Consider the following 26,230-nt stretch of genomic DNA (forward strand, 5'->3'; position numbering starts at 1 on the left):
CAAAGCGGCGGCCAGATATCTGGCCGCCGCTTTTTTATGTGCAGCATATCGAACTCCTTCATTTCACCTAACGAGTGCTATCATAGCCAGCAAGTTTCATTTGCCCGGTAAAAAATATGACTGATTACACATTGCAAGGTAATTCTGAAGAAAGCGCAGAGGAATTTGAATTATTGCTTCGCGTTGCTGCCGGAATCCTCTATCGCTCAGCGGACTCTGTGAATTTTCTCAGTTGGATTGCACAGCATGGCCCTTCACTAGCGCCTGAAATAACAAAACAGATAGACCCGGCAACCGGCTCTGCCTCACTGTTTTTTCGCGCCTTGGGCGTTCAGATTTACAACCACACACCCACACCTGATCACGATTTTGCTGTGCATCCGCTACCAAAACCCGAGCGCAATCAGCCTTGCCCCTGCGGCTCAGGCAAAAAATACAAACAGTGTTGTAGCCCGTTGGAAATGCATCAATCCCCACTCGCCGATTTCAACATGCTGTATTACACACTGGAATGCGCACCCAAAACCATGCTTGCCACCTTACCCACGAGCAAGGTGAACAACGAAGCATTGGCTGATGTAGCAGAACAATGGCGGGAAGAAGGAAAAATGGATCGCGTTCTGGCATTGCTGGAACCCTGGTTTAAACCCGATGTGCCGCTCACCAAACGTCACCGCTGGCTGTTCGATATCTTGATGGATGTGTACCTGGATATAGATAAACCACTCAAGCGCAAACGCCTACTGCAACGCGCCTGCGAAGCGGAGGATAAACAACTGCGCGCGGATGCCTGGCAGCGCAAAGCCTCCATTGATATGGACGCAGGGGATATCGCATCATCATGGAAAAGTTTTTCCATCGCACAACAGCTTGACCCTAATGCGCCGTCTCTGGCAGTGCTGGAGTTAACGCTGCTGTGCGCAGAAGAAAAATTTGATCAGGCCAAAGCGCGCGCAGTATTTTGGTTTGCAAGATTCAAACGCAACGCCGATGTTACTCCCGAGTTTTTGGATTTACTCGCGCAATGCACGCAAGATCCGCGTGCGGCACTGAGAGCAGCGGCATCAACCGAAGAACCCCTGCCGCCAGCACTGCAGGAATTAAACCACTTACTAAATTCCGCTCCGGCCATTGCCGTGCATTACCATTTGGATATTCACGCTGGTGAGGCAATGCTACAGCCCGAAAAAGCATTAGCGACACTGGAGCGCCAATGGGCTGCAAAAGCACAACCCAATAAACCGCAATTGACATCACTCAGCAATGACGATTTTGATTTCTGGAGCCGCGCAGAAAGCTGGTTACCGCTACTGCAAAGCAAGCCCCTGCTATGGAATAGTTTTGAGTTATTGGATGATCTGGTAATGGGGGTAGACGCAATTCTTAACGCGGGTGGAATGCAAGAACATTGGTTCGCTTTTTTCGATAAATTACTTGATCGAGCGACTGACCTACTGAATACGCAACTTGCCGCCCATCCATCTACCACAAAGCTACCTTGGCTATTTTTGGAAAACAGACCCGCACTGCGCCTGCTAGCGCACAAGGTCTCACTGTTGGAATTCACCGAAGGTTTAAACCAAAACTTTATCCAACACGCAGAACGCCTACTTCAACTAAACCCCAACGACAACCACGGGTTTCGCGCGCAATTAACAACAGCGTATATAACAAACAATCAACTGGAACAGGCGATCTTGCTTGCGAGTCAATATGAAGATGACGCCATGTGCGCTGTACCTCTGAATCATGTGCTGGCACTTTACTTGAACAACCAACACGCAGAAGCACTCGCACGCTTGAAAACCATCGCATCACGTTTTGATGTGGCGATTAAAATGCTCCTCGCCAAATCCCCCAAACAACCGCCTGCCGATAAATATGGAATTAAAATGGGTGGCAAACCAGAAGCATGGTTTTATCGCGATGACACGCTGGAACTTTGGCAACAACAAGGCGCGCTGGAGTGGTTAAAAAAATCGGTTAAAAGCGTGTAAAGATTTTAGCGCGCCCCCAGAGAAATCGCGACTCGCCCGTACCACCTTACCTATGGCATCTGCACTATCAATGGGTATCTGTATAAATAATCCTCACGATTGTGAGGATTATTATGAAATGGAGGTATTTTTAGAGAAAATCCTCACGATCATGAGGATAAATCTTTATAGCAAGCAACATCACACCAAAGCCTTCACGATCTGACTGTCGTTTACTTTCGGTTGATTATGCAAAAACAACACTAAATTTTTTACGGTGGTCACATTACCCCAATAGGGATTCACTTCCGGATTTTCGGTACTGATCCCTAATTTCTGCGCGATGTCTAAATAAATATCATCCAGTTCATCGGCGTCCATTTTATAAATTTCATCAAAACAATCATCGGCCTCAACGGGAAAAGGAATACCCTCGTACTTACCCGCCCACTCCTGAACATGGTTGTAGACCTCTCGCATTATTTTGGTGTCTACATTGCGGTAATCAAATGATCGTGCGTAACGGCAAATATCGGAGCCGCTACGGCTTAGCGCAATAGAGCGCATACGCCGGTGATGCCAAAAGGCAATGCATGAGCCGATAAAAATTAGAATGCCAACAATTACGATGATTTCCATTTTTGCGTTTCACGATATTGGGTTTATTTATCAATTATAGGTTGTACGTTGCGGCAATATTGTAGGTTGGGCAGCGATGCCCAACATTTTTGGTTACGGAATTATCATAGCGACCATTCACGATTCTGCAAAACCACGCGATAGCCATCATTATCTTCAAACGTCTTCCCCATCTGATCCCAATAAGAGTTATAGGATTTTACTGGCTCGAAGCCTGCTGCAAGCATTTTTTCGCAATACGCAGTCCATATTTGTGGTTCAGAAAAATAAAACACCAATAAATTATCTTGTGTCGGTGCTTTACCGACACTAGTGCCGCGATGGTGGGTAAACTCTAAGTGATAGCTATACTTCTCATGCCCAATGATAAATCCATCAAATCCATTATGATCTTCAAAACTTCCAAGCAATTTAAATCCCAAGCCATCCATATACATTTTACTGATTGCTTTTAAATTATCAGTGGGACGTGCGACTCTTAGTATTGCGGGTTTCATAAATAGAAATATTCCTTCAGTGATTTTGGAGTTGAGTCAGTGATGAGATAACAGGATACCGGAGGCTTCAACTATTTCGTTACCTCCATAGTTGCTCCAGTTGCTTTCAGCTCGGGCGATAGCCGAGTGGCATTTCACTCACGGGGAAAGCGCCGCCTCTTCAAGGAGCACACCAAAAACGTTTAATTTTGCTCTAACTCCAATTTTTTTAAGACAAGGATAATTTTGAATGACTGAGCAAGGCTCACAAGCGCGGGGCTCATAAGCCAAATCCAACCAACCAGTTGGTTGAGCTATGAAAGCTCCATGTAGTCTTTTCTTGCCCCCTCGTAACCACCTTGCAAAATATCGCGTTCATCGCTGCTTTCGTCATCACTGGTAACAACGCCATCATCCTCTTGCTGGAAAGGTTCGGATGCATGAACCGCTGGGTCTGTCTTTTCTTGATAATTGTGAATACTTGTTGATTTGCCAACCTGGGTATCAATCCGTTTCAACAAATTAGTACCTTTTTTTCGATGATCCTTTGCCGCCGCGCCCTTTTCCGCTGTATCCGGCCAATCCACGCTGTAATAGATGGGTACATCCTGACCAAATATACTCGTGTCACTCAATTTATTGGCACCACGACAATTCTGGTTGTCAGGCCCGCAAGCTTCCCTTTCGGTGTATACCCAATCCACGGAGATTACATGCTGCGCCTGCAGCAATTTAATAACATTTTTTATCGCACCCTCGGAATGTGTCGTTCCATCCTGGCTGCCGCGCGTGATGTAAACGGTCATTATCTTGCCGTTAACTTTATGGGTCAGTGTGACTTTGGCTGTTGCGTAATTGTATCCGCTGTACTTGCCTTTCTCATGCCTCTCCTGGCGCTCGCTGCGCGCAAATCGCGCTTTTGTACTGCCATACCTCACGCGGATTTGGCGGGGTTTATTCAGCCTGTAGGTCTTGCCTGTGCTCGATCCTATTTTACGCCTCTTCAAACCGACCTGATTCTCCAGTCTGGTAAAGTAACGCCGTTGCCCTATGCTGAGTTTTGCAAGATCGACATCTTTTTTCAGCTTTGCATTTTCGCCTGTTATTTTGTTGTAATACTTCAGTGCATCCTCCAATTTAAGCTGGATAGTATCTTTACGCTGAACCATAGGTTTCGACAACTGCCACGTCCGTGGCACCAGTTTTTTTTGCACGACGATATCCGCTTGCGTTGGCGCGGTGGTTGCACCAGTCAATTCTTTTGAAGCTTGCAAGCGAGAATTCGTATGCGCTGCCATCATTGCCTGCATGGATTTAAGCTGCCCCGTAGGCTGTCCATCTCTAGCTATAGATTGCAAGCGCACCTGTGAATCGGTAACTGGCCTATTGTCTTCAAACAAGAACTTGGTTGCGTCATGCCGAAGTTGCGCCGGATCTGCTTGTTGGTTTGAGTGTTGGGGTGGCACGTGGGTTTGCATCGCGATACTTCACCTCGCCAAATAAAAGAATCTCTATTTACCTGAGCAATTTTGCTTTTCACGGCACTTGGCCAAACATCAATCGCCGGAGCCATCTAAGTTTGACTGCCACTAACAATGGGGGGTCTACATATGAGACCAATATTTTCGTCACATAACCAAACCAAGTCCAAAGCCAGCAACCTTACAATGTTAATTATGAGGTTTGTTCCCATTGCTCATAGTTTTAGCACAGCATCAATTTCTTTTAAATTCGTTAAACCCTCCATCACAAAACCAATCACTGTTCATCATCGCTTGGTAAGCCGCTGTGTTCCATGAGTTAACATGATTCTTTCTTCGTGATTGTTCCTCTTCTTGGAGGTAGGCCTTCACAACATTTTTTCCACCTTTTTCATGAAGGCTATTTAGTCGAAATTGTATTTCAGTAACGGTCGAATATGCATTCGATGCATACAGGGAACCAAGCCCCAGCACTCTAAAGTGAAATTCAATTCTTTTGTTTAGCACCTCATCATAAGCTTCAACATCCAATGTATAAAATCGAATAGATCCTGGAGTTGTTTCTTTTACCTCAGCAAATAGCCACTGCTCACGTGTAACATCATCATAATAAGGATGTAATGTTTGTTCGCTTTTGCAACCAGGAATCTTATCTAATTTTGCCTTATTGCAATCCGAACAAGCTGGTATCAAATTCAGCGGTACAACGACCAATGCGGAAAAATTAGTTTTTGGTAGAAAATGGTCTAAGGTTGAGACTGTTCTTTGTCCGCATAAGGGGCATATCCCATTTGGCGCAGCATTTTTAAGTTGGTCATATAACGATCTTCCGGGAGCTCTTTGCCCAACCATTCTTTGTGTATAAACTTTTTCCATCTCGGCCTGACCCACCACCCCGTCAACGCCATCACTACTCGCAATCAAAAACCATTGTTGTTCAGAAGACCTTTCTTGATATTCAATATCAGCCGCTACGATAGAACCTGTTATTTGATGGAAATTTTTTTTAAGAATTGTATTTCTAACCTTGCTTACACAAATTTTATATACCTCTTTTGCAACCAAATCTGGCTTACCAATTACTCTCATACTTCATCCCTTCCCGCTTCTTTGTCGAGAAATAGTCCTCGCAATACGCCTCGAGCCTCGGCACCAAGTTGACCATTGAATCTTCTCAGCGCTTGCGTATAGGAGTCTGCCGATTCAGCTTCCTTTTTCAGCACCTGATGAAAGCCCGAATCCGTTACTTCTAAACCGAATACCTCTCTTGTTAATACCCCCACATTTTCACCAAAAGTTTCAGTTTCTGGTCTTTCGGCAACAGCATCTAAGCCACTTCGCCGTAACTTCCACACGCAGCTTTTAGGCACCTCTTGAAGTATTACAGGAGAATGTGTGGCAATGATCGCTACTGCATTCCTATGAGATAATAATTCAGATAACGTGCGTATAAATGCTGAAAGTAGCGGCGGGTGCAGATGTGATTCAGGTTCATCCAATAGAACCAGAGTTTTCTCTTCAGTTTTTTCAACTAGTTTGGCAATAGTAAGCAACACAATTGCATGTCCTGAACTTAATTCGGCAAAAATCCTCTTCGTCTTCTCCTCCAAATCACTAGTTGATGACAGTATTACGTCGGCGAGAGCAATATCTTTAAAAAGGCTATCTGTTTCAAGATCTCGAATAGCCTCAACGAATCGTTCTTGGTATCCAAATCGGCGAATGTTACTCAAACAATGAGAAAATTCTCTATTAAGCATTGAACGACTCATAGGAATGTGCTCACCATCTTTAGTCGTTGATTTCTGTTTTAAACCAACATAAGAATATTTTAACCCTTCAGTTTTATCTTTCCGCTCTGGTATCGGCTCAAAAGGATCAAAGGCGCTAAACGCCACAGACACAACACCAGCAAACATTTCTTGAAGATCGGCTCTTTTAGTTGACTCTTTGCGACCAGTTACAACTGAAAAAAAACCATCACTTTCTTGGGTTGCGTCATTATCCACAAGCGCTTTAACCATTGTATGAAGCAGGTATGTTTTGCCAACACCATTTCGACCAATCAAGACATGAATATTCGACGGCGGGTTAGATTCTGGGTCCACATAAAAGTCCATATCTAATCCAGCAGTACGCTTTCCTTGTGGAAGCGAATAAGAAAAATCAAACTCCGTACGCAGCTTGCCGCCATTAAGCAGTCGCTTAAACTGCCCTTTTATTGACGCAATACTCACTACGCGCAATAAGGATTCTTTCATTACCTGTTCATTGATAGCGAGATCATAAGCGGCATGATTATGCACCACATCATTTAAACTTTCTAAAATGTATTTTCTTAGTGCTTCATCTAAATTGTAAAGATTTTTATAGTATTCATCGCTTTGCCCAAGCGAAAAGAAAACTTTATCTAATGCTGAAAATTCTCTCGGGAGTTTCTCTTGAGTCCACCCACTCTCCTGGCCAGCATAGCCAATTTTAATTCCCCCAATATCATGTTCATTTCCATTTGCATCATAGACCATCAGATTAAATGTCGATTTGAACTTAAAGTCATCCCAGTTATCCGCCAATAAATAGGCAACACTTATTGTTTCCTTTCGCTCTGGATAGAAACGCGCATAAGGAGGGACTTTGAATACTAATTTCACCATATAAACTATCCATTAATTAATTAGACCAAAACATGCGCCCTCATGTTGAGGGGCAAATAAACCTCTAAATTCGGTCTGATAATTTGTGAAAAATTACTAACACTTCAACTACGTAGCCTTACTCAGCAACTGTGAGTTAAAAACTAGTGGAGCGAGTAACGTACAATGCTTTGCGGGTTTTTTAGGACTTGATTCTCATGGCACATAGTCTGCATTTTTATTTAAATTACCACATTGACTTCCGCTTTGGGCACGCTACCGACCTTCAAACTGTTGCGGTTCGTATACTCAATCTACGCGACCCGCCCCAACCTACAGCCACCAATTTACCCCAACAAAAAACCAATTAAAGACTATCCCACAAGTAAGCGCCAACCAAAATTACACCTTATTACCGCGCTCACCTATCCACCCCCCTCAAAAAAATCGAAAAAAAAGCCCGGCGCATTGGCCGGGCAAAACCTGAGGGACAAACAAAACAAGGTTAAAGCTAACTAATAAATAAGAGCGCTATTTTTATCACTGTCGTCTTTGCCTCACGGCAATTAGAACCGATTAAAGAAGTTCCATGCTCCAGAGCTGTAGAACGACGGCTGGGTGTGCCCACCGTTGAACGAACACCAGACAACAGGTTTACCTGCTGAACAGTTTTGGTACTCCACACAGGGAGATGGCTGCACCGGCACAGTCGTGTTAGAGCAACCGTTTGCTCTGAGATAAGCATCACGAGCTTGAGCGCCAGAACTATGGCTTACCACAGTGTCGCTAGTGCCGTGCGCAATCCAGGCCGCAGTCGCTGAACCGCTATCCACATGCGGCGTCAAGAAAGCACCTGATACAGGCGCGATAGCACGGAACGTGGTTGGCAATTCGCGGCCCACTGCAAATGACATCATGCCACCGTAACTCCAACCGGTAGAGAAGATCCGGCTTTCGTCGATACACAGGGATGACTTGAGTTGGGTTAGCATCGACTGCAAGAACGCTATGTCGCGGCCATTGGCATTTGTCCATCCGTCGGTACCGGCGGCACGATCAGGCGCGACGAAAATCGCGCTGTTGTTAGAGAGGCTTTTCATACCGTAGTAGCCCTGACCGACAACATCATTCGCACTACCACCGCGCCAGTGCCAACCAAAGACCAACTTGTAGGGATTGTTCTGGCTGTAGTTGCTTGGTATATCCAACACGTATTCGCGGTTCAATCCGTTAACGTTAATGGTACGACGGCCATTCGATAATTTTGCCGGGGCACCACAGCCAGCAGAACCGGTACCAGTACCGCCATTAGATGACGAACTGCTAGAGACCGAAGAGCTGCTTGAACGAGGCTCGCCCGTGACGCTACCGAAATTGATGTAGCCTTCGCAATGCAACCATTCGCTGGGCGCACCGCCACCGCAACGGTTATTTCCCCAAGCTCCTGTGTTTTCTGCCTGCACTTCTGCTTGACGGGTTACGCCGTTAACGTTGACGTAATCGATACGTACATCTGCATTGCCTCCATCATCATTAGTAAATGCAACAACTACGTCGCCAACCAGAGCCGTTTCTACCGTGTAATTGTTCATGACGGTACTCAAGGTCCAGGACTGTACCTCAGTACCACCTACGCTGAGAGTGATGGATTCGGTCGCTGTTGTGCCAAGTGCACGCACGGTAATAGCGTTACGAGCACCTGTGGGAACAGATGAAGCAACGCGCGACGATGAACTTAATGCAACCGATGAACTGATTCTTGATGATGAAACAACAGCAACCGATGAGCTGGAGCGCGAAGAACTCACCACCGGTGTGCTGCTTGCCGCAGAACTGACTGGCGTAGTTGTTCCACCGCAAGCGGCGCCAGTAATTGTTGGGAGCTCGGCACTACCGCCATTTTTTACACCTTGCAAACCAAACGAAACAGATTGACCAACAGCGATACTACCGTTCCAAGACATATTGGTCGCAGAGTAAGGATTGCTGCCAGAAAAATTTGCATTCCAACCGCTGGTCATCCGGTTAGTGGCATATTGCCAATTCACATTCCAATTATTGATCGGCGCGCCGGTGTCATTTTTAATGGTGATATTCGCAGTAAAACCGTTTGGCCACTCGCTGCTGATCGCGTAAGTACAACTGGCCGATGCTGATTGCGCCGCTGTCGCGAGCAACAATGCTGCGCCTATAAATCTGGCCGACGTTTGTAACCGCACCATTCGATTGAGGGAAGAATTGCTTTTATACATTATTCATATCCTTAGTAGTGTATGAAGAAAACGCCGTCATGAATGTGCTGATTAACGGCATGCCGGATAGTTGATTAATCTCTTATTATTAAACTTTCAACTGGATAAACACTCAGCAAATACTTATGCATTCCTGTAATAATCGTTGCAACAATCTTTGCGATAAAAATTGCAACAATCGTTCTGATAAAAGTTGCGATATAAGTCGCCACAAAAGTTCCGATAAAAGTTCCGATATAAGTCGCGGCAAAAAAGCCCGGTAACACACCGGGCTGAAACAAGGGTAACTATGACTGTAGGAGACTTACACAAACAGCAGTGGCACAGTTAAACCACTGCTGCGTTTATCCGCCGAATAAATCAGCGAATTTTTTGGTTGCGACTTTTGGGTCGCAACTTTTTACTTACAGGTTTTGAATCCTAACCATTTCAAATATCACTATTTCCAATGCAACTATTTTTTCAGTCGCAATAGGCCCAACTTGTACGGGATCAGATCATAGGTTGCACCATTACCCGTTTTACCTTGATAGAGGAATTCAAGGTTGCAAGGGTCAACGGTAAGGCGCTCGTCGTAACCTGAACGCACCAACTCACCATGGCTAATACCGTCAGACCATTTACCGGTTGGCCACTCTACGTTGCTATTACCCGCAAATGGATTTGCATCGGTATCCGCCAGCGGAGTCCAGGGGCCGTCGAGACTGGTGGATGTCCAAGAGCGGAACATACGTGGGCCACTTGGCCAGGCTTCTACCAACAACAAGTATTTATTTTGTCCATCGAGTTTATAAACGTTAGGCGCTTCAAATAAATATTGATTGCCGTTGCCGCGATTATCACGCATCACAACGGTATAGCCAGAGAAGTTGGGGAAGTTGGCAATAGTCGTTTTGGACATGTACAACACACCGTCATCGCGCGAGAAATACAAATAACAGTGGGTGTCATTACAAATTACCCAGAAATCCAACGAACCTGATGGTTCACCCTGCAACAAACGTTGTTTGGCTGACCAGTTAGGGTTGCGGATATCATCAGTGGTAGCGTAAGTACCGGGCCATTGGGTGATCAAATACCATTTGTTGTGCGGACGGAAATAAAACACCTGCGGTGCAACCGCATTACCCACACGGCTGCCATTCATAGAAATGTGGGGCGCTTGCTGTGCGTTATTCCAATCAGTGAAACTGGTATACATGGATTTATAAGACGTGTCGTAGTAAGTCGCATACACATGATAAGTACCGTTGTACTTCACAACAGACGGATCTTTAATCGATGCCCAGCCAGGATTTTTCGGGCTGATCAACGGTGCTGTTGATGTCCAGCGCAACGGAGCTTTTAATTCACAAGTTTGCGGCGGCGCACTAGAAGAACTGCTCGAAGAACTTGAAGCAGGCGCTTGTCCACCGATAGAAAAATCATCGGCGTAGTAGCTGATCGTTGCATCGGTTGCTTCAATAATAAAATGCTGAAACGCAGTTGACCCAGATTGAGTGTAATAGCCTTGCAATAAACGCCACTCAGTTGATGATGCGGTCGTAGTCGCTACGTGTGTATATTCGTTATAGGTTGAAGTATCACTATCGTCCTGACGTTTGGCCGTAAGTTGGATAACACTATCCGGTGTGCCAGGTGCGAGTTTTATCCACACTGCAACATCGTATTGACTGCCATTAACCAGCGAACCGGTACTAAACGTTAAACCGTTCCAGCTACTGGTGCGACCAGTAATTAATGCGCTGGCGGAACCGCTGCGTTTATCTTGAGTTGAACGAGTAATTGTTGCAGCCGTTGTTGACCAGTTAATCAAACCATTTTCAACGCCGCCATTTTGCGCAAAATTATTGGCCGGAACATTGTAACCAGCGGATGATGATGAACGGCTACTAACAACCACTGGCTGTGAGCTAGGTGCGACGGAACTGGGGGCGACACTTGAACGAGGAACCGAGCTGGGCGCAACGCTCGAAGGCGCAACACTGGAGCGAGCAACTGAAGAAGCCACAGCGCCACCACAAGCAGCACCATTCACCGTTGGCCGCTCGGCAGCACCGCCATTTTTTTCACCCTGAAAACCAAACGACACTGATTGGCCTACCGCGATACTGCCGTTCCAGGAAATATTACTGGCCGTGTAAGGGTTTGAACCGGAAACATTAGCATTCCATGTACCGCTAATACGGTTATTGGCATAAGCCCAATTCACACTCCAATTGTTAATCGGTGCGCCTGTGTCATTTTTAATAGTGATATTGGCAACAAATCCGTTGCCCCACTCACTCTCCACTGTATAAGTGCATGCAGCATATGCAGAATGGGACAAGATCGCCACGGTAGCACTGGCGCCCAACAAACCACAGGTACGTTTAAATACTTGTACGAGAGTTTTGGGAGAAATTTTGTCGTTAATCATCATAATCTCCGTTGAAGAATAGCTTCATCGTTATTGTGTTGAATCGGGATTTTTTACAAAAACAATTGTGTTTGATGAAAATATGCAACTCATAAAATCCTTTTATGAGCTGCAATAAAACGGGCTTACTTATTGATGTAGTTATTCAGCAACCAAGTCATTGCCGGGCGTGGAGTGCCGTTGTCCGACATTAACCCAGAACCTTCAATCCAGGTTCTACCATTTATATAGCCCCAGATAGTGATGCCTTTAACGTGTGGGTGATCCCAAAACACGGGGAAGTGAGCCTGGAAGTTTTGCAGTTGCACCTGATCATTGGTATCGCCGATATCGTATTCAGAAATGTAAATGGGTTTACCCACTTGATTCCAAATATTGTCGATCGCGGTTTTAACTTGCGCTGCGGTCAAACCCTTCAATTCATGAGCCTGCAGACCCACAGCATCAATGTAATCCCCTTGTGCTTTAGCGAGTGCAATAAACTCATTGTGCTGCCAACGGATATTGTTGTAGTCGTTCAGAATCAGAATTGAGTTGGGGCAATATTGACGAGCTAATTGGAATACACGTTGAATCCAATTATTGCCGAATGCTTTTTGCGCATAACCTGCTGGTTGATGCCCGACTACTGCTTCGTTAACGACATCGATCATTGCTGTATCGGGATAACGCGCACAGTAATCGCGAATCCACTCTTCAATCTCTGCAGCAGTTTCAGACGCGCTCAAGTTATTAATCCATGAAGGCGATTGCGCACCCCACACAAACGTATGCGCTTTTACCGGAATATTATTGGCACGAGCGTAAGCATAGATGCGATCAACCGGCGCCCAGTTATACACATCGCGCGTACCTTCCACTGAACCCCATTTGCCTTCGTTTTCTGGGGTGATTTGGTTCCAGTAACGGGTGAAATCTGATCTCACTGCACCGGAAGTTGTAATGTTGCCGATAAATTTTTTGGCGGCCGGAGCACTGCTTGATGAGCGCGATGAAGAACTTGGAACAACCGGAGCTTGACCACCGATAGAAAAATCATCGGCGTAGAAACTGATCGTTGCATCGGTAGCCTCAATGATGAAATGTTGGAAGGCAGTAGATCCCGACTGAGTGTAATAACCTTGCACCAAACGCCACTCAGTAGACGATGCGGTCGCAGTCGCAACTTGAGTGTATTCGTTGTAAGTGGATGAGTCATTGTCATCCTGACGTTTGGCGGTCAGTTGGATAACACTATCAGGCGTTCCGGGTGCAAGCTTCACCCACACAGCAACATCGTATTGGCTACCGTTAACAAGCGAACCCGCAGTAAATGTCAAACCATGCCAGTTTGCTGTGCGCCCGGAAATTAACGCACTCGCAGAACCACTGCGTTTATCTTGCGTTGAACGAGTAACAGTGCCTGCGGTTGTTGACCAGTTAGTTAAACCATTTTCCACGCCGCCATTTTGTGCAAAATTATTGGCTGGCACTGTGTAGCCCGCAGATGATGAAGAACGGCTGCTAACACCGGGTTGGGAACTGGGTGCCACACTTGATTGAGCAACCGAGCTAGGCGCAACACTGGAGCGCGGTGCCGAACTTGGCGCGACACTGCTTGCCACTGCACCACCGCAAACAGCCCCACTTACAGTAGGACGCTCAGCAGTCGCGCTATTTTTATTACCTTGAAAACCAAACGACACGGATTGGCCTACACCAATATTACCGTTCCAGGAAACGTTCGATGCGGTGTACGGATTTGAACCAGAAAAGTTCGCATTCCAGGTTCCGCTGATACGGTTATTCGCATAACCCCAATTCACGCTCCAATTGTTAATCGGTGCGCCCGTATCATTTTTGATGGTGATGCTGGCAACAAAACCGGTATTCCATTCGTTTTCAATGGTATAAGTACATGCAGCAAATGCTGAGTGAGATAACACCGCCAAAGCGGCCCCAGCACCAACCAAACCGCAGGTACGTTTTAGCACCTGAGCAAAAGGGTTAGTGGGATATTGTGATGTATGCATAATGCAAATCTCCAGTTATGGTTATTAGAAAAGTAAGTAGTGGTAGTGCGAAATTAAAAACTCAAAGGAGCCATTCGCCGATCAAATGAGTCGATCCGCGCTGGATGCAAGACTAAGGAAACAGAGGGATTTAACATTGCAGTTTTGAAAGGTTTTATATAAAACTGCAGAAAATTGAAGTCTTACTGTAATTATTTTAATGCAATTTAAAACGACAACTTGCACAATGAGAACTGCTTCGCTACCAAAAAATTATTTCTGTAATAGACCAAAGCTTTGCAAGATCTGAAGAGAAGATTATTTAAGGGGTGCTCAACTCATCAGAGTTGATAACTTGCAGGAAGAATCAAGATAAGAACTACTTTTCCTGTTGATCAGAATTTTTCAACGGATATAGAAATTTGAAAGTTTTGGGCACACACCCATATTCAGTTTTAAATAATTTATTAAAATAAGAAACATTGTTATAGCCAACCGAATAAGCAATTTCAGATACGTTAGCCTCTTCATTTTCTGACAACAACCGCGCCGCTTCCGTTAAACGTAACTTATTTAAATAGGTACTAAAGGTGAGACCCAACTCCTCTTTTAATATGTCATTTATTTTTGTTCGATTAACCCCAAGCGACGCAGCAGCCAGTTCCAAACTCAACTCTGGATTGGCATATTCTGTCGCCATAAAACGCAACACCGCACTTTTTTCTTTGTCTTTTTGCGGTTCGATTGATAGCTTTTTATAGGCCATTAACGGTTGATCTTGTTTTACTTTTTCTCTGATATCCACCGTCAACACCGCCACGTAGCGGCGGAACAACCACACACCAAATACAATCCACACCCCAAAGCATAGCGCCGCTGACACATAAATATAACGACGATCTGTACCGAGCAATTTCACATCGGTCAATTTTACATGGGAGGGTGTATTAAGCGGACTTTGCAAGGAATTCACCCAAGCAAAACCCATGGTTTTATTCAGCTGGTAACCGGTATCGCTAAATTCGTAACCGTATCGCCCCAACCACCAGTGCGGGGTATCCAAATCCGCTAAATTAATCCTCAATTCAGTCCAGTTTTTATCACAAGAAAACGCAGTAGAAGACACCCGGCGCGATGACATATTATTCAAATCAGTGACTTTGTCATCAAAACTAAATAACACCAACATCAGCACATTTTTGGGATCGCATTGAATTTTGAATGAAATTTCTGCGAACCGGCGCAGATCAACTTGGGCAAATGATTGAATTGGATCAACAAAATAAATGGAATAATGGGTGTAGGGAAATGGAGTATCTGCATCCAGAAAAAAATCATACTCTACCGTACCCACCTCGCCCTTCAGCTTTAACCGGGTATTGCCAACAGGCTCTTGCGGCTCTATCGCGGACACCCAAAGAAAATTCGCATCGCGCCCCGGAAATAACGACGCATTTAATCTGGATTTCATCACACCCACGTAAACCACTAGCGCACTAAACACCAAGATCGCGACAAATACTGCGAGGGCATTCCGGTAAAACGTTAACATTGTTGAAACAACCGTTCAGGTTTAGATAGATAGCTCGACCAGAGTCAGTGATTAGGGCTGCTCAGAGTGATATAACCCTATTTGCTACACGCAATCATTTACACCTCTCGCGGTATTCGCTGATTATTATGCGGCTCGTCGATTAAAAAGCCTTATAGAATGATTGCGCTCACATAATGTCATACAATCAGATCAAATGGCAATAAAGTCAATGCGACCTTAATGCCCGCTTGAGCTAATTTGTGAAGTCGGGTCATTTTTATCGCTTAAAAATGGCTACTTTTGAGGGGGTTCCCCCCTGTTCGCACAACCAGCGAGGGGAAAATTTCATTAGGAAAATCAACTTTAATGAATAAAAAGGCATCATAAAAGTAGCGATAAGGAGGGCAAATCACTGCGCTTGCGACAGCACTTTTTCTACATCTATACCAAATACCATAACACCCAGTGGTTCAAATTTTTCTTCGCTGAACAGCGGCACACTTAAATGTAATTGGAAGCGTTTGGTAGATTCGTCGTAATTTATTCCACTAAAATGAAGGCTGTTTGCGGGCTTGCCGAAAACTTCGGTAAATTTTTCCTCATCGCCCTGCCAGTAATCCGAGGTCATATCACTTACGGCCACATTTAACCCATAGGCGTCGGTAATAATAATTTCGGTAATCATGTCTTGTGATTGTTTTTTCACTTCGCGCAATTGTGCTGAAAGCTCTTGATCAACCAACTTAATAGGATAGGCAAAGTCGCCTTGTAAAAAGGCTTGAACCCATTGTTTATCACGCTTGGCGATTTCTTGCTGGCTGACACGGCGTGATTTTTCATTCTGGGCGCGTAACTTTACTTCTAATTTCGGCAGACGCTTCCAACGTTCAACTTTACGTATCAGCAGCTCTTTAATAAGCTGCTGCTCATAGTCCGTAACTGCAAGCCGAGTATTTGCACAACCGGTAATTTGCCGATTGAAGTTGATTAGAAATTCGGGGTTCCGATTGAGAAACTGCTCATTAAAATAGACACCAAGAGGAACGTAGCGAAAAAAACGGCTCTGAAAATGACTAGCATCAATCTTCAACTCTTGCGCGGCATGAAGAAAATGCTCGCGGTCAGCAAGAATCACATCAATGCGTTTGGATCTTAATAATTTAATAAGCTGTGGCAAATTGTTTGCATTCATATCAACACGATAACCCGCCTCACCCAACCATGTTTCTTGCTGACTACCTAAAATAGACCCCAATTTATAACCCTCGCGCCAAGATTCAGGAGCGATTGTGTCCATGCGCCAAAACCAATACCAATTTTCCAACACCATGGGGGCGGACAACACCGCATAGGGATCGATTTGGCGCATTGGAATAGCGGTGAAAAAACCATCGATACGATTATTTTTTACATCTTGATAGGCGCGGCGCCACGGCATGATTTGCACGCGATAATCCCACTTTATGTGCTTAAAAATGCACTGCAAATGGGGCAATAGATTTTGCGTGCTGCCCGACGGTAAATCAGAAGTGAAGGCAGAGGAAATATTGGTTGCCAAATTGATGCCAGGTGGTTCGTCTGCTGCATGGCTCGTGACCTGCCCCTCCGCCTGCACTGCTAAATGACCAATCAAAAATAAAATTACCAACAGTATCAAACGCATAAAGGCGCTCCTTAATTTGCCTTTGTTACAGAGGGAGTAAATGGGAATACCAAGGGAGTATAGGCCTGAAAACGCGCTCTTATAAAAATTGCTGCAAAAAATCAGGTAGCAACGCCAACTCAGTCGCCTCAGCCAACCGATCGAGGGATAACTCACGCTCGCGATTGATATCAATCTGCTGCACTTGCTCCGCGCCCAGCCACGAAAACAATGCATTCAGCGCATCTGGGTGATCGAATAAACCGTGAAGATAAGTGCCCATAACCAAGCCGTCTTCACTGATGGCGCCCTCTGGCTCCAAGCCTTGCTCGCCCTGCAAATAGCAGGCGGGGAATTGCAATGCATGGCCCGTTGTTATGCCACAATGAATTTCATAGCCCTGTACTGCACTGATTTTATTCCACAAAAAACCGCTGCGCTGTTGCAATATTTTGTGCGGCTCCAGTGTCGTCTGCATAGCAAACAAGCCCAACCCTGCCGAGCTACCTGGCGCAGATTCCAATCCCTGCGGGTCGTGAATCTCATCGCCGAGCATTTGAAAACCACCGCAAATAGCGATTAATTTTCCACCGTAACGCACATGTTTTTTGATTTGTTGATCCCACTGCTGTTCGTACACAAATTGCAAATCGGCGCGAGTATTTTTACTGCCGGGAATAATGAGTAAATCACAGGGAGGAATTATTTGTTTGGGACCGACCCAATGAAAGTCGATTTGTGGATGCAAACGTAGCGGATCAAAATCCGTATGATTGGAAATGCGCGGCAAGGCCAATACCGCAACACGGCAATTGGCATTCGGTTTAATGGCGTTCGCAGTGAGCGCATCTTCGGCATCCAAATATAATCCGTGTAAATAAGGGATAACGCCCAACACCGGTTTGCCGGTTTTTTGCTCCAGCCAATCCAAACCCGATTGCAATAAACTAATATCGCCGCGAAAGCGATTGATGACAAAACCGACAACCCGCTTGCGCTCGCTCTCGCTCAACAATTCCAATGTGCCCACCAAATGCGCAAATACACCGCCGCGGTCTATATCAGCAATTAAAATCACCGGGCAATCAACGGTTTCAGCAAATCCCATGTTGGCGATGTCGCGGTCGCGCAGATTGATTTCAGCAGGGCTGCCTGCGCCTTCAACCAAAATCACCTCATATTGCTGTTGCAGGCGCGCGTAGGAATCCAACACATACCCCATGGCCTGGGTTTTATAATCGTGATAAACCGCCGCTTCCATATCCGTGACCGCTTTCCCTTGCACAATAATTTGCGCGCGAGTATCGCTAGTGGGTTTAATTAAAATAGGATTCATATCGGTGTGCGGCTCAAGTCCAGCAGCCTGCGCCTGCAATGCTTGTGCCCGACCTATTTCGCCACCGTCGACAGTAACGGCAGAATTTAAAGCCATATTTTGCGGTTTAAACGGCACCACCGAAATGCCGCGCTTTTTTAAAATACGGCAAAGCGCGGCGACGAGTGTGGTTTTACCAGCGTCGGATGTTGTGCCCTGCACCATTAAGGTTTTACTTACCACACAACACCCACTTTTATTTTAAATAATTAGCGTTAACAACTTTACTCACAAACAAGTTGTATTCATTTACCAACTCGTTTGAATACTATTGCCTGTTGCATAAGTAGACGTGTTAGCAAACTCAGTGCCGCTGTTGATCACAGTATTTCCGCTAATGATCCAATTAATTGGACCACCCGCAGGTGATTCACCTTCGGCAGCATCATCTCTCAGCGCCACCGCAACAAAGCCTGGCACTGTGTTGTTGCTAATGGTGTTATTGCGCACCACAGAACCGTCACTATTGCCCAGCCAGATTCCTCTGGGGGAACTCACCGCATTGGCGGTATTGTCGCGAATACGATTGTTTTCGATAGTGGTTTTTGCCGTGCCGTATTGCACACTAATGCCCCAGTTACAGCCGATTAAATCGTTATTGTGAATCCAGTTATCAATACCACTTTTATCGTGACCTGCACCGGAATTACCCAGTGCAATTCCGGCGCGATAAGAATTCACTACGGTGTTGTAAGACACTTCGTTGGCGTACTCATCTTCACCATGAAGATCAATAGCATCGAGCTGGTTATTCACAAAATGATTATTGGTGATGAGATTATTATGCGCCCAGTATTGGACAATCACTGCGTGACGAATGTATTCACCTTCGGTTTTGTTGCCATCGAGCGTAACAAAATAAGTGTCTTTTGCAGCATCACCCAAATAGGGATTGGTTGCTGCACTTAAATGTGTACTACCCTGAATCACAAAACCATAACCGGCTCCGCCACCGGCCACATCGGTCGCATTGCGGGCGATAGAATTTTTTACCACTACATCATAGGAACCGGCGGCGATACGCACACCCATTTTGATATATTTTTCTACTACAACATTATCGATGGTAATGTTGTAGGCCGCAGCAGAATTGCCATACCCGGTTGCAATCACATAACTTAAACCACCGCGATCAGGGTTAGCTGTATTCGTATTGGTGGAATAGCTTTTGTTCCAGGTGTTGGTGAAAGTGAAATTTTTCAACACAATATTGTTCACGCCCAATATGCGGATACCGTAATAATTTGTCGCGCCGGTACCTGCATCTATATTGGACAAAAACACTGTGCCATCGCGGCTTTCGCCTTCCAAATTTACACCGCTTTTAGCCATCACAATGTGTACTGTTGTGCTCGACACTGAAACACTGTTCAAATTGTAAGTACCGTTAGGAAAATACACAGTGCTGCCCGCGGTAGTAGCTGCATCGCTAATTACCGCCTGAATGCCGGGGTTATCGTCATTGTTGGTGTTGGCAAGGTCGATGGTATAACCCAGCTGCGCAGCGCGGGTAACTACGTTGATGAAACTGGGAGCGGCATTAGGTGTATGTGCTGGGCGAATACTGCCATCGGGATTGCGCATACCCGGATTGCCCGCTGGCACTGACATGGAAGATTGGGAAACAGAATTGCTACTAATATTGGATGAAGAACTGCTACTAAGACTGGACGGCACACTGCTGCTCATTACCGATACACTTGTGGCGCTTGAGCTGGATGGTGCTACCGATAAAGCTTTACTGCTGGCAGCCGCAGATGTAGAGCCGCCACCGCCGCCTCCGCAAGCTTGTAAACCCAACAAAGCGCTAAATAAAAAGGCCACCAAAGACATAGTGTTGAAACTGTTGTGCATGTTGATTCTCTCAGTCGTTGAATTGTGATGACCGTTATAATTTTGGATATAGTTATAATTATTCACATCAGCTTAACTGAAAAGATACCCGCTTGCACAGCCTATACATACCTGCACAACAGCGATAAATAAAACATCAACAACACTAAATTGGTATTACCATTCAATTCCTTTTTGCGCTTTAACCCCAGCATTAAAAGCATGCTTAACCGATTTCACTTCACTGAATGTATCCGCCAAATCTTCCAGATATTTTTTTGCGCCGCGCCCGGTAATTATCACATTTTGATTTAGCGGGCGATTTTGAATTGCAGCGATCACTTTATCTTTATCGATATATTTGTAATTGAGCATGTAGGTCAACTCGTCGAGCAATACCAAGTGAATACTCGGGTCGCGAAATACATGTTCGCATTCTGCCCACACCGCTTCTGCGGCTTGTTTATCTTGTTCAGCGTTTTGGGTCTCCCAGGTAAAACCTGTACCCATCACAAAATATTCCAATTGCGGGCTGGCACCACGAAAAATACTTTCGGTTAAAAAGTTTTTTTCGCCGCATTCCCAAGTGCCTTTAATAAATTGCACAATTGCGACTTTGTAACCGTGCCCAAGACAGCGCAAAGCAGTACCAAAACCCGATGAGCTTTTACCTTTGCCGTCGCCGGTTAATACAATCACTACACCGCGCTCTTCGTCGGCACGGGCAATGGCCGCATCGACAATTTCTTTGCGTTGTTGCATGCGCTCTTGATGGCGCTTGGCTTTTTCATCGCCTTGGTTATGTTCATCGCTCATAGTGGTTTTCCATGCTGAAAAATGGGTACATTGAATTAAACAGTGGGTATCGCTTTCGCTCCACCCACCCTACGCGGATTAATTAAAAACGATAGGTGATGCTAGCTTGATAATTGCGCTCTGGTTGTGGGTATTGCCCCCAAACAGAATGATAGCCAGCATATAGCTCATTGGTGATGTTATGGATGCGGCCACCAAACTCCCACTGATCGTATTGATAATTTACTGCTGCATTGAATACCACGAGTGACTCTAAACGTGGATAGGCATTAGCTTCATCATTCGCCTTATACCGAGAACCTGTGTAGATGCCTTCCAAAGTTATATTCAAATGATTAATCGGCGTAAATACAACTACACCGCTAGCGGTATGCTCTGCGACAAAAGGTACCTCTTTGCCATCATAGCGGCCATCAACAACTTCTGCATCGGTATAGGTGTAGTTCAAGCGTAACGCCAGCTCATCGCTCAGTAGGGTATCCACATCCAACATAAATCCTTTGCGCTCTGAATCCGGCAAATTTATATTTGCTCCCTTATAGAACTTATTGTTTGCAACTGTACTGTCGTAAACAATTTCATCATTCAAGGTCATTGTATAAAGGGAGTAGGTAACACTCGCGTTGCCGACCTGCCATTCAGTTCCTAATTCAATCGACTCGCCAGTTTGAGGGTTCAAAAACAGAACATCTTTTGCCACCAAACCATTTTCATCAGCATTAGCAAAGCGGAAGCTTTCTGCATAACGCGTAAATGCTCTCCACTCGTCAGTAAACTGGTAATTCAATCCAAACTCACTTGCCGTTAAATCATCTTCTTGCTCAAGCAAACCCGATACGCCGATGTTTTCATCATTTACTTCTGATAAGCGAGCACCCAATGTTGCTGTCAGCTTGGGAAGTAACGGATATACCAATTGCGCATAATAGCTATCTTGCTGTTGGCTAGAGTTAACCGGCGACCAAACATTATTGCTTTCATAGTCGCTATCAATTCGATCATATCCAATTGTTGCTATAGCTGATCCATTATTAGTCGCATATTCACCCACCACACGCGGAGTAAAACTCTTTACACGCAAAGAGTATTCTGTTGGTGCAGGGTTTGAGAAATACCAATAATCATCGTAAAGATAAGTTCCCTCTTCATTTCTATCAGAATACTCCGCTTGCAATGACCAATGTTCGGAGAAATCCAAACCAGCCCCCATTCTCCACGTATCTGTATCTTGATTGCTGAAATCGTTTGGAGAATCTGTATGACGACGATCTGTCAATGCTTGGTTATCACCAATACTGCCCGGTAAACGTAAGTCATCATTTACTTGCTGCCCTTCAACAAATACAAAGCCCTGTTCGAAATCGTAACGTAAATTAGCCAACACATTTTCGTAAGCGGCTTGGTTGTTATCACGATAATTATCGGCATTGCGTTTTTGTGCCGAGGCAGAGTAACTCAAACCATTAGCAAAACCCTGATTGACGCTCGCAGTGTAATCTTCAAGATTATCGCTACCGCCGGTTGCGCTTACTGAACCGTGCACCTCACCTACAACTGCGCGGCGGGTGATGATATTAATGACGCCGCCGACTGCTTGATCGCCATACAACACGCCCGCACTGCCCTGCACAATTTCAATACGCTCTACATCTTTTAATGCAACTGTATTTAATGCCGGTGCAGCGAGTGATGGATTATTCAGTTTGCGACCATCTACCAACACCAACACATTGTTAGCGCCCGACAAACCGCGCATAGAAGCAGTGACATTGCGCGCGCCGCTGCCATCGGAATCGGTTAATTGAATGCCCGCTTGGGTGCGCAAGACTTCCGATAATAATTTTGCGCCGCTAACACGAATATCTTCGGCGCTAATAATTTTAATTTGCGTCGCCACAGGCATCTGCGCGGTTTCACTGCGTGTGGCACTGACGTAAACGGTTTCGAGTTTTTTATCGTCCGCCTTTTTAGTGGCAGCGATTGCTTGAGTGGATGTAAGCGCGATAATCGCCGCGCTCAGGCTGGCCAATGTAAAAGAAGCAGGACGTTTGAAAGAAGATGATTTGCTAAACATGAGATTCCTCAATCCTAAATGGGATGAGGGAGGGAAAGCGGAAAAGCCTGCGATGAGCCAAAGACTCAAAAAATACAGATTTCCACCGATGTTGCCCTCCGCGACATCGTGAACTAAAAGAGCATTGCTCCGGGTTTGAGGCTGGTATCGGACTCATCAGGATTGCAAAACAATCGTGATACACCGTTGCGGGGGCAGTGTCGGGATTGCATCGCCACTAATATACGAGCGATACGCACCGACTTCCCATTGACTCTGATCCTGGCGCGCTCTGGTTACAGAGCAAGCACCCATCAGACACCTCGGGCGCGCAAGGTACGAGGTTACTCGGGGTGAGTCAAGCGCCAAGCCAGGCTTGTTAATGCCATCTTCACCTGAGCCACACATTAATCACATAGTTTCCTCACACAGGTTACTTAATCTGTCTCTCGTCGGCCCACTTGACCAAGACCAAGGCCATTTTATTAGCGACAGGAGCAGTCAATGAAAATTACCCATTACCTCAGCCTATTGTGTGGATTACTCATATTCAGTAGCGGCCTGCAGGCCGCCGATAACAGCGGGCCGGAAAGCGGCAGTTTTTTAGTGCGCAGCGCAGCCGATCAAGATTACCAACCCGCCCTGCTGCTCGGCACCGACGTGGAGGTGAAAATTACCGGCCCCGTTGCGCGAGTGGTGGTACGGCAGCAGTTCTACAACCAGTCCGATACATTTGTAGAAGGCAAATATGTATTCCCGCTGCCGGAAGATGCCGCGATTAATGCAATGACCTTGCTCATTGGCGAGCGGGTGATCAACGGCGAAATCCATGAAAAACAACAGGCGCAAAAAATTTATCAACAGGCGTTACAACAGGGTAAACACGCGGGGCTGATTGAACAGCAGCGCGCCAATCTCTTCACCACACAAGTAGCCAATATCGCCCCGAAAGAAGCCATATTGGTAGAGATAACCTATATCGAAACCCTGACCCGCACCGGCAATGAATTCAGTTTTTATTTTCCTATGACCTTAACACCGCGCTACCTTCCACCTGCCGCTAACAACCTGGCTGAATCGTTGGGCAGCGATTTTATTTTTGCGCAAGATTTGCCGGCAGAGCTCGCCAATCTGGCGCGTATTCATGTGCAGATTAATAATGTGAAACACCTGAGCAGCATTGAAAGTAATAGCCATACCATAGTGACGCAAGAAGATAAAAATGCCTGGCAAATCACCACCAAAGATAGTCATGTACCGATGGACAGAGATTTTAAATTGCGCTGGAAAATTGCCAGCGCCAATGAAACAACACCGGCTTTTTTTGTCGATCAGGTCGATGGCAGTTACTACGGTTTATTAATGTTGATGCCGCCGGAAAACCCCAGCAATGAAACTATTTTAGCGCGCGAGACTATTTTTATTATCGATACCTCTGGCTCCATGGGCGGCGAATCTATCGCACAAGCCAAAGCCAGTTTAATTTTTGCGGTTGAACATTTAACCGAGCAGCAGCGTTTTAACATCATTGAATTTAATTCAATTCACCGCAAACTGTTTCCGCTATCCGAGCATGCAACCACCAACGGTAAACAACAGGCAGTCAACTTTGTGAATAGCCTGCAAGCAATCGGCGGCACCGAAATGGCACCAGCTCTGCGCAGCGCACTGACCTTACCCAGCGACCCGGAATATTTGCGTCAGGTGATTTTTATTACCGATGGTGCAGTGGGCAATGAGGATGAGCTGTTTGGCATTATTCATCAATTGCTCGGTGACAGCCGTTTGTTTACCGTGGGCATAGGCTCTGCACCCAACGGTTATTTTATGAAAAAGGCAGCAGAGCTAGGGCGCGGCACTCAAACACTGATCAGCCAATTAAGCGATGTAAATTCCGCGATGAGCACTTTGTTTACCCAACTGGAAAAACCCTTGCTGCGCGATATACAGGTAACCTTTCCCGATACTATTCACGCCGATATTTATCCACAAAAAATTCCCGATCTCTATGTAGGTGAGCCAATTTTACTAGCCCTAAAACTAAGCGCTTTACCCGCAACAATCAGCATTATTGGCGAAGGTCACTCGACTTGGAGCAGGAATGTTTATCCTCAGGATCACAGCGACACCACCAATAACAATGCAACCGGAATCGCAAGCCTCTGGGCGCGCGCCAAAATTGAATCGCTCAGCGAACGCATGCGGCATGAAGCCAATCCTGACACGCTTAAACGCGAAATGATTGATGTCGCATTCACCCATCAACTCGTCAGTCAATTCACCAGTTTTGTCGCCGTTGAGGAAGTGATCAGTCGCGCACCAGAAACCGATATCGCCAAACAAAACGTCGCCAATCTATTACCCAAAGGCACAGCGATTAGCCATACAGCGGCCTACCCTTCTACCGCAACCGGCATTGAATTATTGTGGTTGATTGGTGCGTGTATGCTCTTGGCATACGGCGCGTTAACAATTTATTGCCGTCGCAGTCAACGCTATGTGTAAGAGCAAATTTGCACAGCGCAACCGCTGGTTAAACCTATGTGCGGGATTGCTGTTAATAGTGGCTCTGGCCTGTTTAATAAAAGCCAGTTGGATTAGCGCTAAAGCCATGCTTGCACAATTGTTAATTGCGCAAGCATGGGAGCACACTTTGGCTACCGGCACCAACAGCAAACCCTGGCGCTGGGCCGACACATGGCCCGTTGCGGCACTCACCACACCTGCGGGCGAAACACTCTACGTGCTCGCAGGCACCAGTGGCCAGGCATTGGCATTTGGGCCGGGTTTACTTGACCAGAGTGCAGCGCCGGGTCAACCGGGCTCTACGATTATTGCCGGCCACCGGGATACACACTTTGTATTTTTGGAAAAACTACAAAAAGGCGATGTAATCCAATTACAAAATAGCGACGGGCACCGCTACAACTATAAAATCGAGCAAATGGAAATTGTAGATAGCAGCAAGCGGTCATTATATTTGCAGCAACAAAACGCAGAATTAACCCTGATCACCTGCTATCCTTTCCATGCATTAAACTCTGGCGGCCCGCTGCGTTATGTTGTACATGCAGCGCTCTTGTAACCGCAACTGTCATCAGGTATTGGAT

At 45.8% G+C, this 26,230-nt stretch carries 18 protein-coding genes and 1 riboswitch; of the genes, 4 read left to right on the plus strand and 14 right to left on the minus strand.

From position 1 onward, the window contains the following. The first annotated feature begins 116 nt into the window (after positions 1-116). Entirely contained in the window at positions 117-1,997 is a 1,881-nt protein-coding gene (locus tag AC2CG4_RS10515) for an SEC-C metal-binding domain-containing protein (RefSeq protein ID WP_484486210.1), read from the plus strand. A 180-nt stretch (positions 1,998-2,177) separates the two neighbouring features. On the opposite strand, the gene AC2CG4_RS10520 is transcribed toward AC2CG4_RS10515, so the two are convergent. From AC2CG4_RS10520 to AC2CG4_RS10575, 12 genes are all read right to left on the minus strand, one after another. Further along, positions 2,178-2,615 (minus strand): hypothetical protein, encoded by a 438-nt coding sequence (locus tag AC2CG4_RS10520; protein WP_484486211.1) that lies wholly within the window; start codon positions 2,613-2,615, stop codon positions 2,178-2,180. A 104-nt stretch (positions 2,616-2,719) separates the two neighbouring features. Next, the gene (locus AC2CG4_RS10525; protein WP_484486212.1) at positions 2,720-3,112 is read right to left on the minus strand and encodes a VOC family protein; all 393 of its coding nucleotides are present in this window, start codon (positions 3,110-3,112) and stop codon (positions 2,720-2,722) included. Positions 3,113-3,405: 293 nt separating this feature from the next. Continuing rightward, positions 3,406-4,569 (minus strand): hypothetical protein, encoded by a 1,164-nt coding sequence (locus AC2CG4_RS10530; protein ID WP_484486213.1) that lies wholly within the window; start codon positions 4,567-4,569, stop codon positions 3,406-3,408. Positions 4,570-4,806: 237 nt separating this feature from the next. After that, a complete protein-coding gene (locus AC2CG4_RS10535) occupies positions 4,807-5,661 on the minus strand; it encodes an HNH endonuclease (protein ID WP_484486214.1) in 855 nt (284 codons plus the stop codon). Further along, positions 5,658-7,226 (minus strand): AAA family ATPase, encoded by a 1,569-nt coding sequence (locus AC2CG4_RS10540; protein ID WP_484486215.1) that lies wholly within the window; start codon positions 7,224-7,226, stop codon positions 5,658-5,660. The genes AC2CG4_RS10535 and AC2CG4_RS10540 overlap by 4 nt, the downstream gene beginning before the upstream one ends. Positions 7,227-7,771: 545 nt before the next feature. Next, positions 7,772-9,457 carry a cellulose binding domain-containing protein gene (locus AC2CG4_RS10545; RefSeq protein WP_484486216.1) on the minus strand — a complete coding sequence of 562 codons (1,686 nt, stop codon included), beginning with the start codon at positions 9,455-9,457 and terminating at the stop codon, positions 7,772-7,774. 454 nt (positions 9,458-9,911) lie between these two features. Further along, entirely contained in the window at positions 9,912-11,876 is a 1,965-nt protein-coding gene (locus tag AC2CG4_RS10550) for a non-reducing end alpha-L-arabinofuranosidase family hydrolase (protein WP_484486217.1), read from the minus strand. A gap of 125 nt (positions 11,877-12,001) precedes the next feature. Continuing rightward, a complete protein-coding gene (locus tag AC2CG4_RS10555; protein ID WP_484486218.1) occupies positions 12,002-13,888 on the minus strand; it encodes an endo-1,4-beta-xylanase in 1,887 nt (628 codons plus the stop codon). A gap of 358 nt (positions 13,889-14,246) precedes the next feature. Continuing rightward, a complete protein-coding gene (locus tag AC2CG4_RS10560; protein WP_484486219.1) occupies positions 14,247-15,419 on the minus strand; it encodes a helix-turn-helix domain-containing protein in 1,173 nt (390 codons plus the stop codon). 391 nt (positions 15,420-15,810) lie between these two features. Then, positions 15,811-17,064, minus strand: a complete 1,254-nt coding sequence (locus AC2CG4_RS10565) for a substrate-binding periplasmic protein (protein ID WP_484486220.1) — start codon at positions 17,062-17,064, stop codon at positions 15,811-15,813. Between the two features lie 79 nt (positions 17,065-17,143). Further along, positions 17,144-18,583, minus strand: a complete 1,440-nt coding sequence (locus tag AC2CG4_RS10570) for a cobyric acid synthase (protein WP_484486283.1) — start codon at positions 18,581-18,583, stop codon at positions 17,144-17,146. Between the two features lie 84 nt (positions 18,584-18,667). Next, positions 18,668-20,029, minus strand: coding sequence for a NosD domain-containing protein (locus AC2CG4_RS10575; RefSeq protein WP_484486221.1), 1,362 nt, complete (start codon positions 20,027-20,029; stop codon positions 18,668-18,670). On the opposite strand from AC2CG4_RS10575, the gene AC2CG4_RS10580 reads away from it, so the two are divergent. Continuing rightward, positions 20,028-20,300 (plus strand): hypothetical protein, encoded by a 273-nt coding sequence (locus AC2CG4_RS10580; RefSeq protein ID WP_484486222.1) that lies wholly within the window; start codon positions 20,028-20,030, stop codon positions 20,298-20,300. The genes AC2CG4_RS10575 and AC2CG4_RS10580 overlap by 2 nt on opposite strands. Before the next feature lie 128 nt (positions 20,301-20,428). Here the strand turns inward: AC2CG4_RS10580 and cobO are convergent, their stop codons facing one another. After that, positions 20,429-21,067 (minus strand): cob(I)yrinic acid a,c-diamide adenosyltransferase, encoded by a 639-nt coding sequence (gene cobO, locus AC2CG4_RS10585; RefSeq protein ID WP_484486223.1) that lies wholly within the window; start codon positions 21,065-21,067, stop codon positions 20,429-20,431. Between the two features lie 82 nt (positions 21,068-21,149). Next, the gene (locus tag AC2CG4_RS10590; RefSeq protein WP_484486224.1) at positions 21,150-23,141 is read right to left on the minus strand and encodes a TonB-dependent receptor; all 1,992 of its coding nucleotides are present in this window, start codon (positions 23,139-23,141) and stop codon (positions 21,150-21,152) included. A 122-nt stretch (positions 23,142-23,263) separates the two neighbouring features. Then, positions 23,264-23,461: riboswitch (cobalamin riboswitch) on the minus strand. A 163-nt stretch (positions 23,462-23,624) separates the two neighbouring features. Here AC2CG4_RS10590 and AC2CG4_RS10595 point away from each other — a divergent pair. Together AC2CG4_RS10595 and AC2CG4_RS10600 are read left to right on the plus strand one after the other, a co-directional pair. Further along, on the plus strand, positions 23,625-25,625 hold the full coding sequence (locus AC2CG4_RS10595; RefSeq protein WP_484486225.1) for a marine proteobacterial sortase target protein: 2,001 nt from the start codon (positions 23,625-23,627) through the stop codon (positions 25,623-25,625). Beyond that, on the plus strand, positions 25,618-26,205 hold the full coding sequence (locus tag AC2CG4_RS10600) for a class GN sortase (protein WP_484486226.1): 588 nt from the start codon (positions 25,618-25,620) through the stop codon (positions 26,203-26,205). The genes AC2CG4_RS10595 and AC2CG4_RS10600 overlap by 8 nt, the downstream gene beginning before the upstream one ends. Positions 26,206-26,230: the final 25 nt, after the last annotated feature.

It is taken from the genome of Cellvibrio sp. ATLC23 (genome assembly GCF_057196725.1).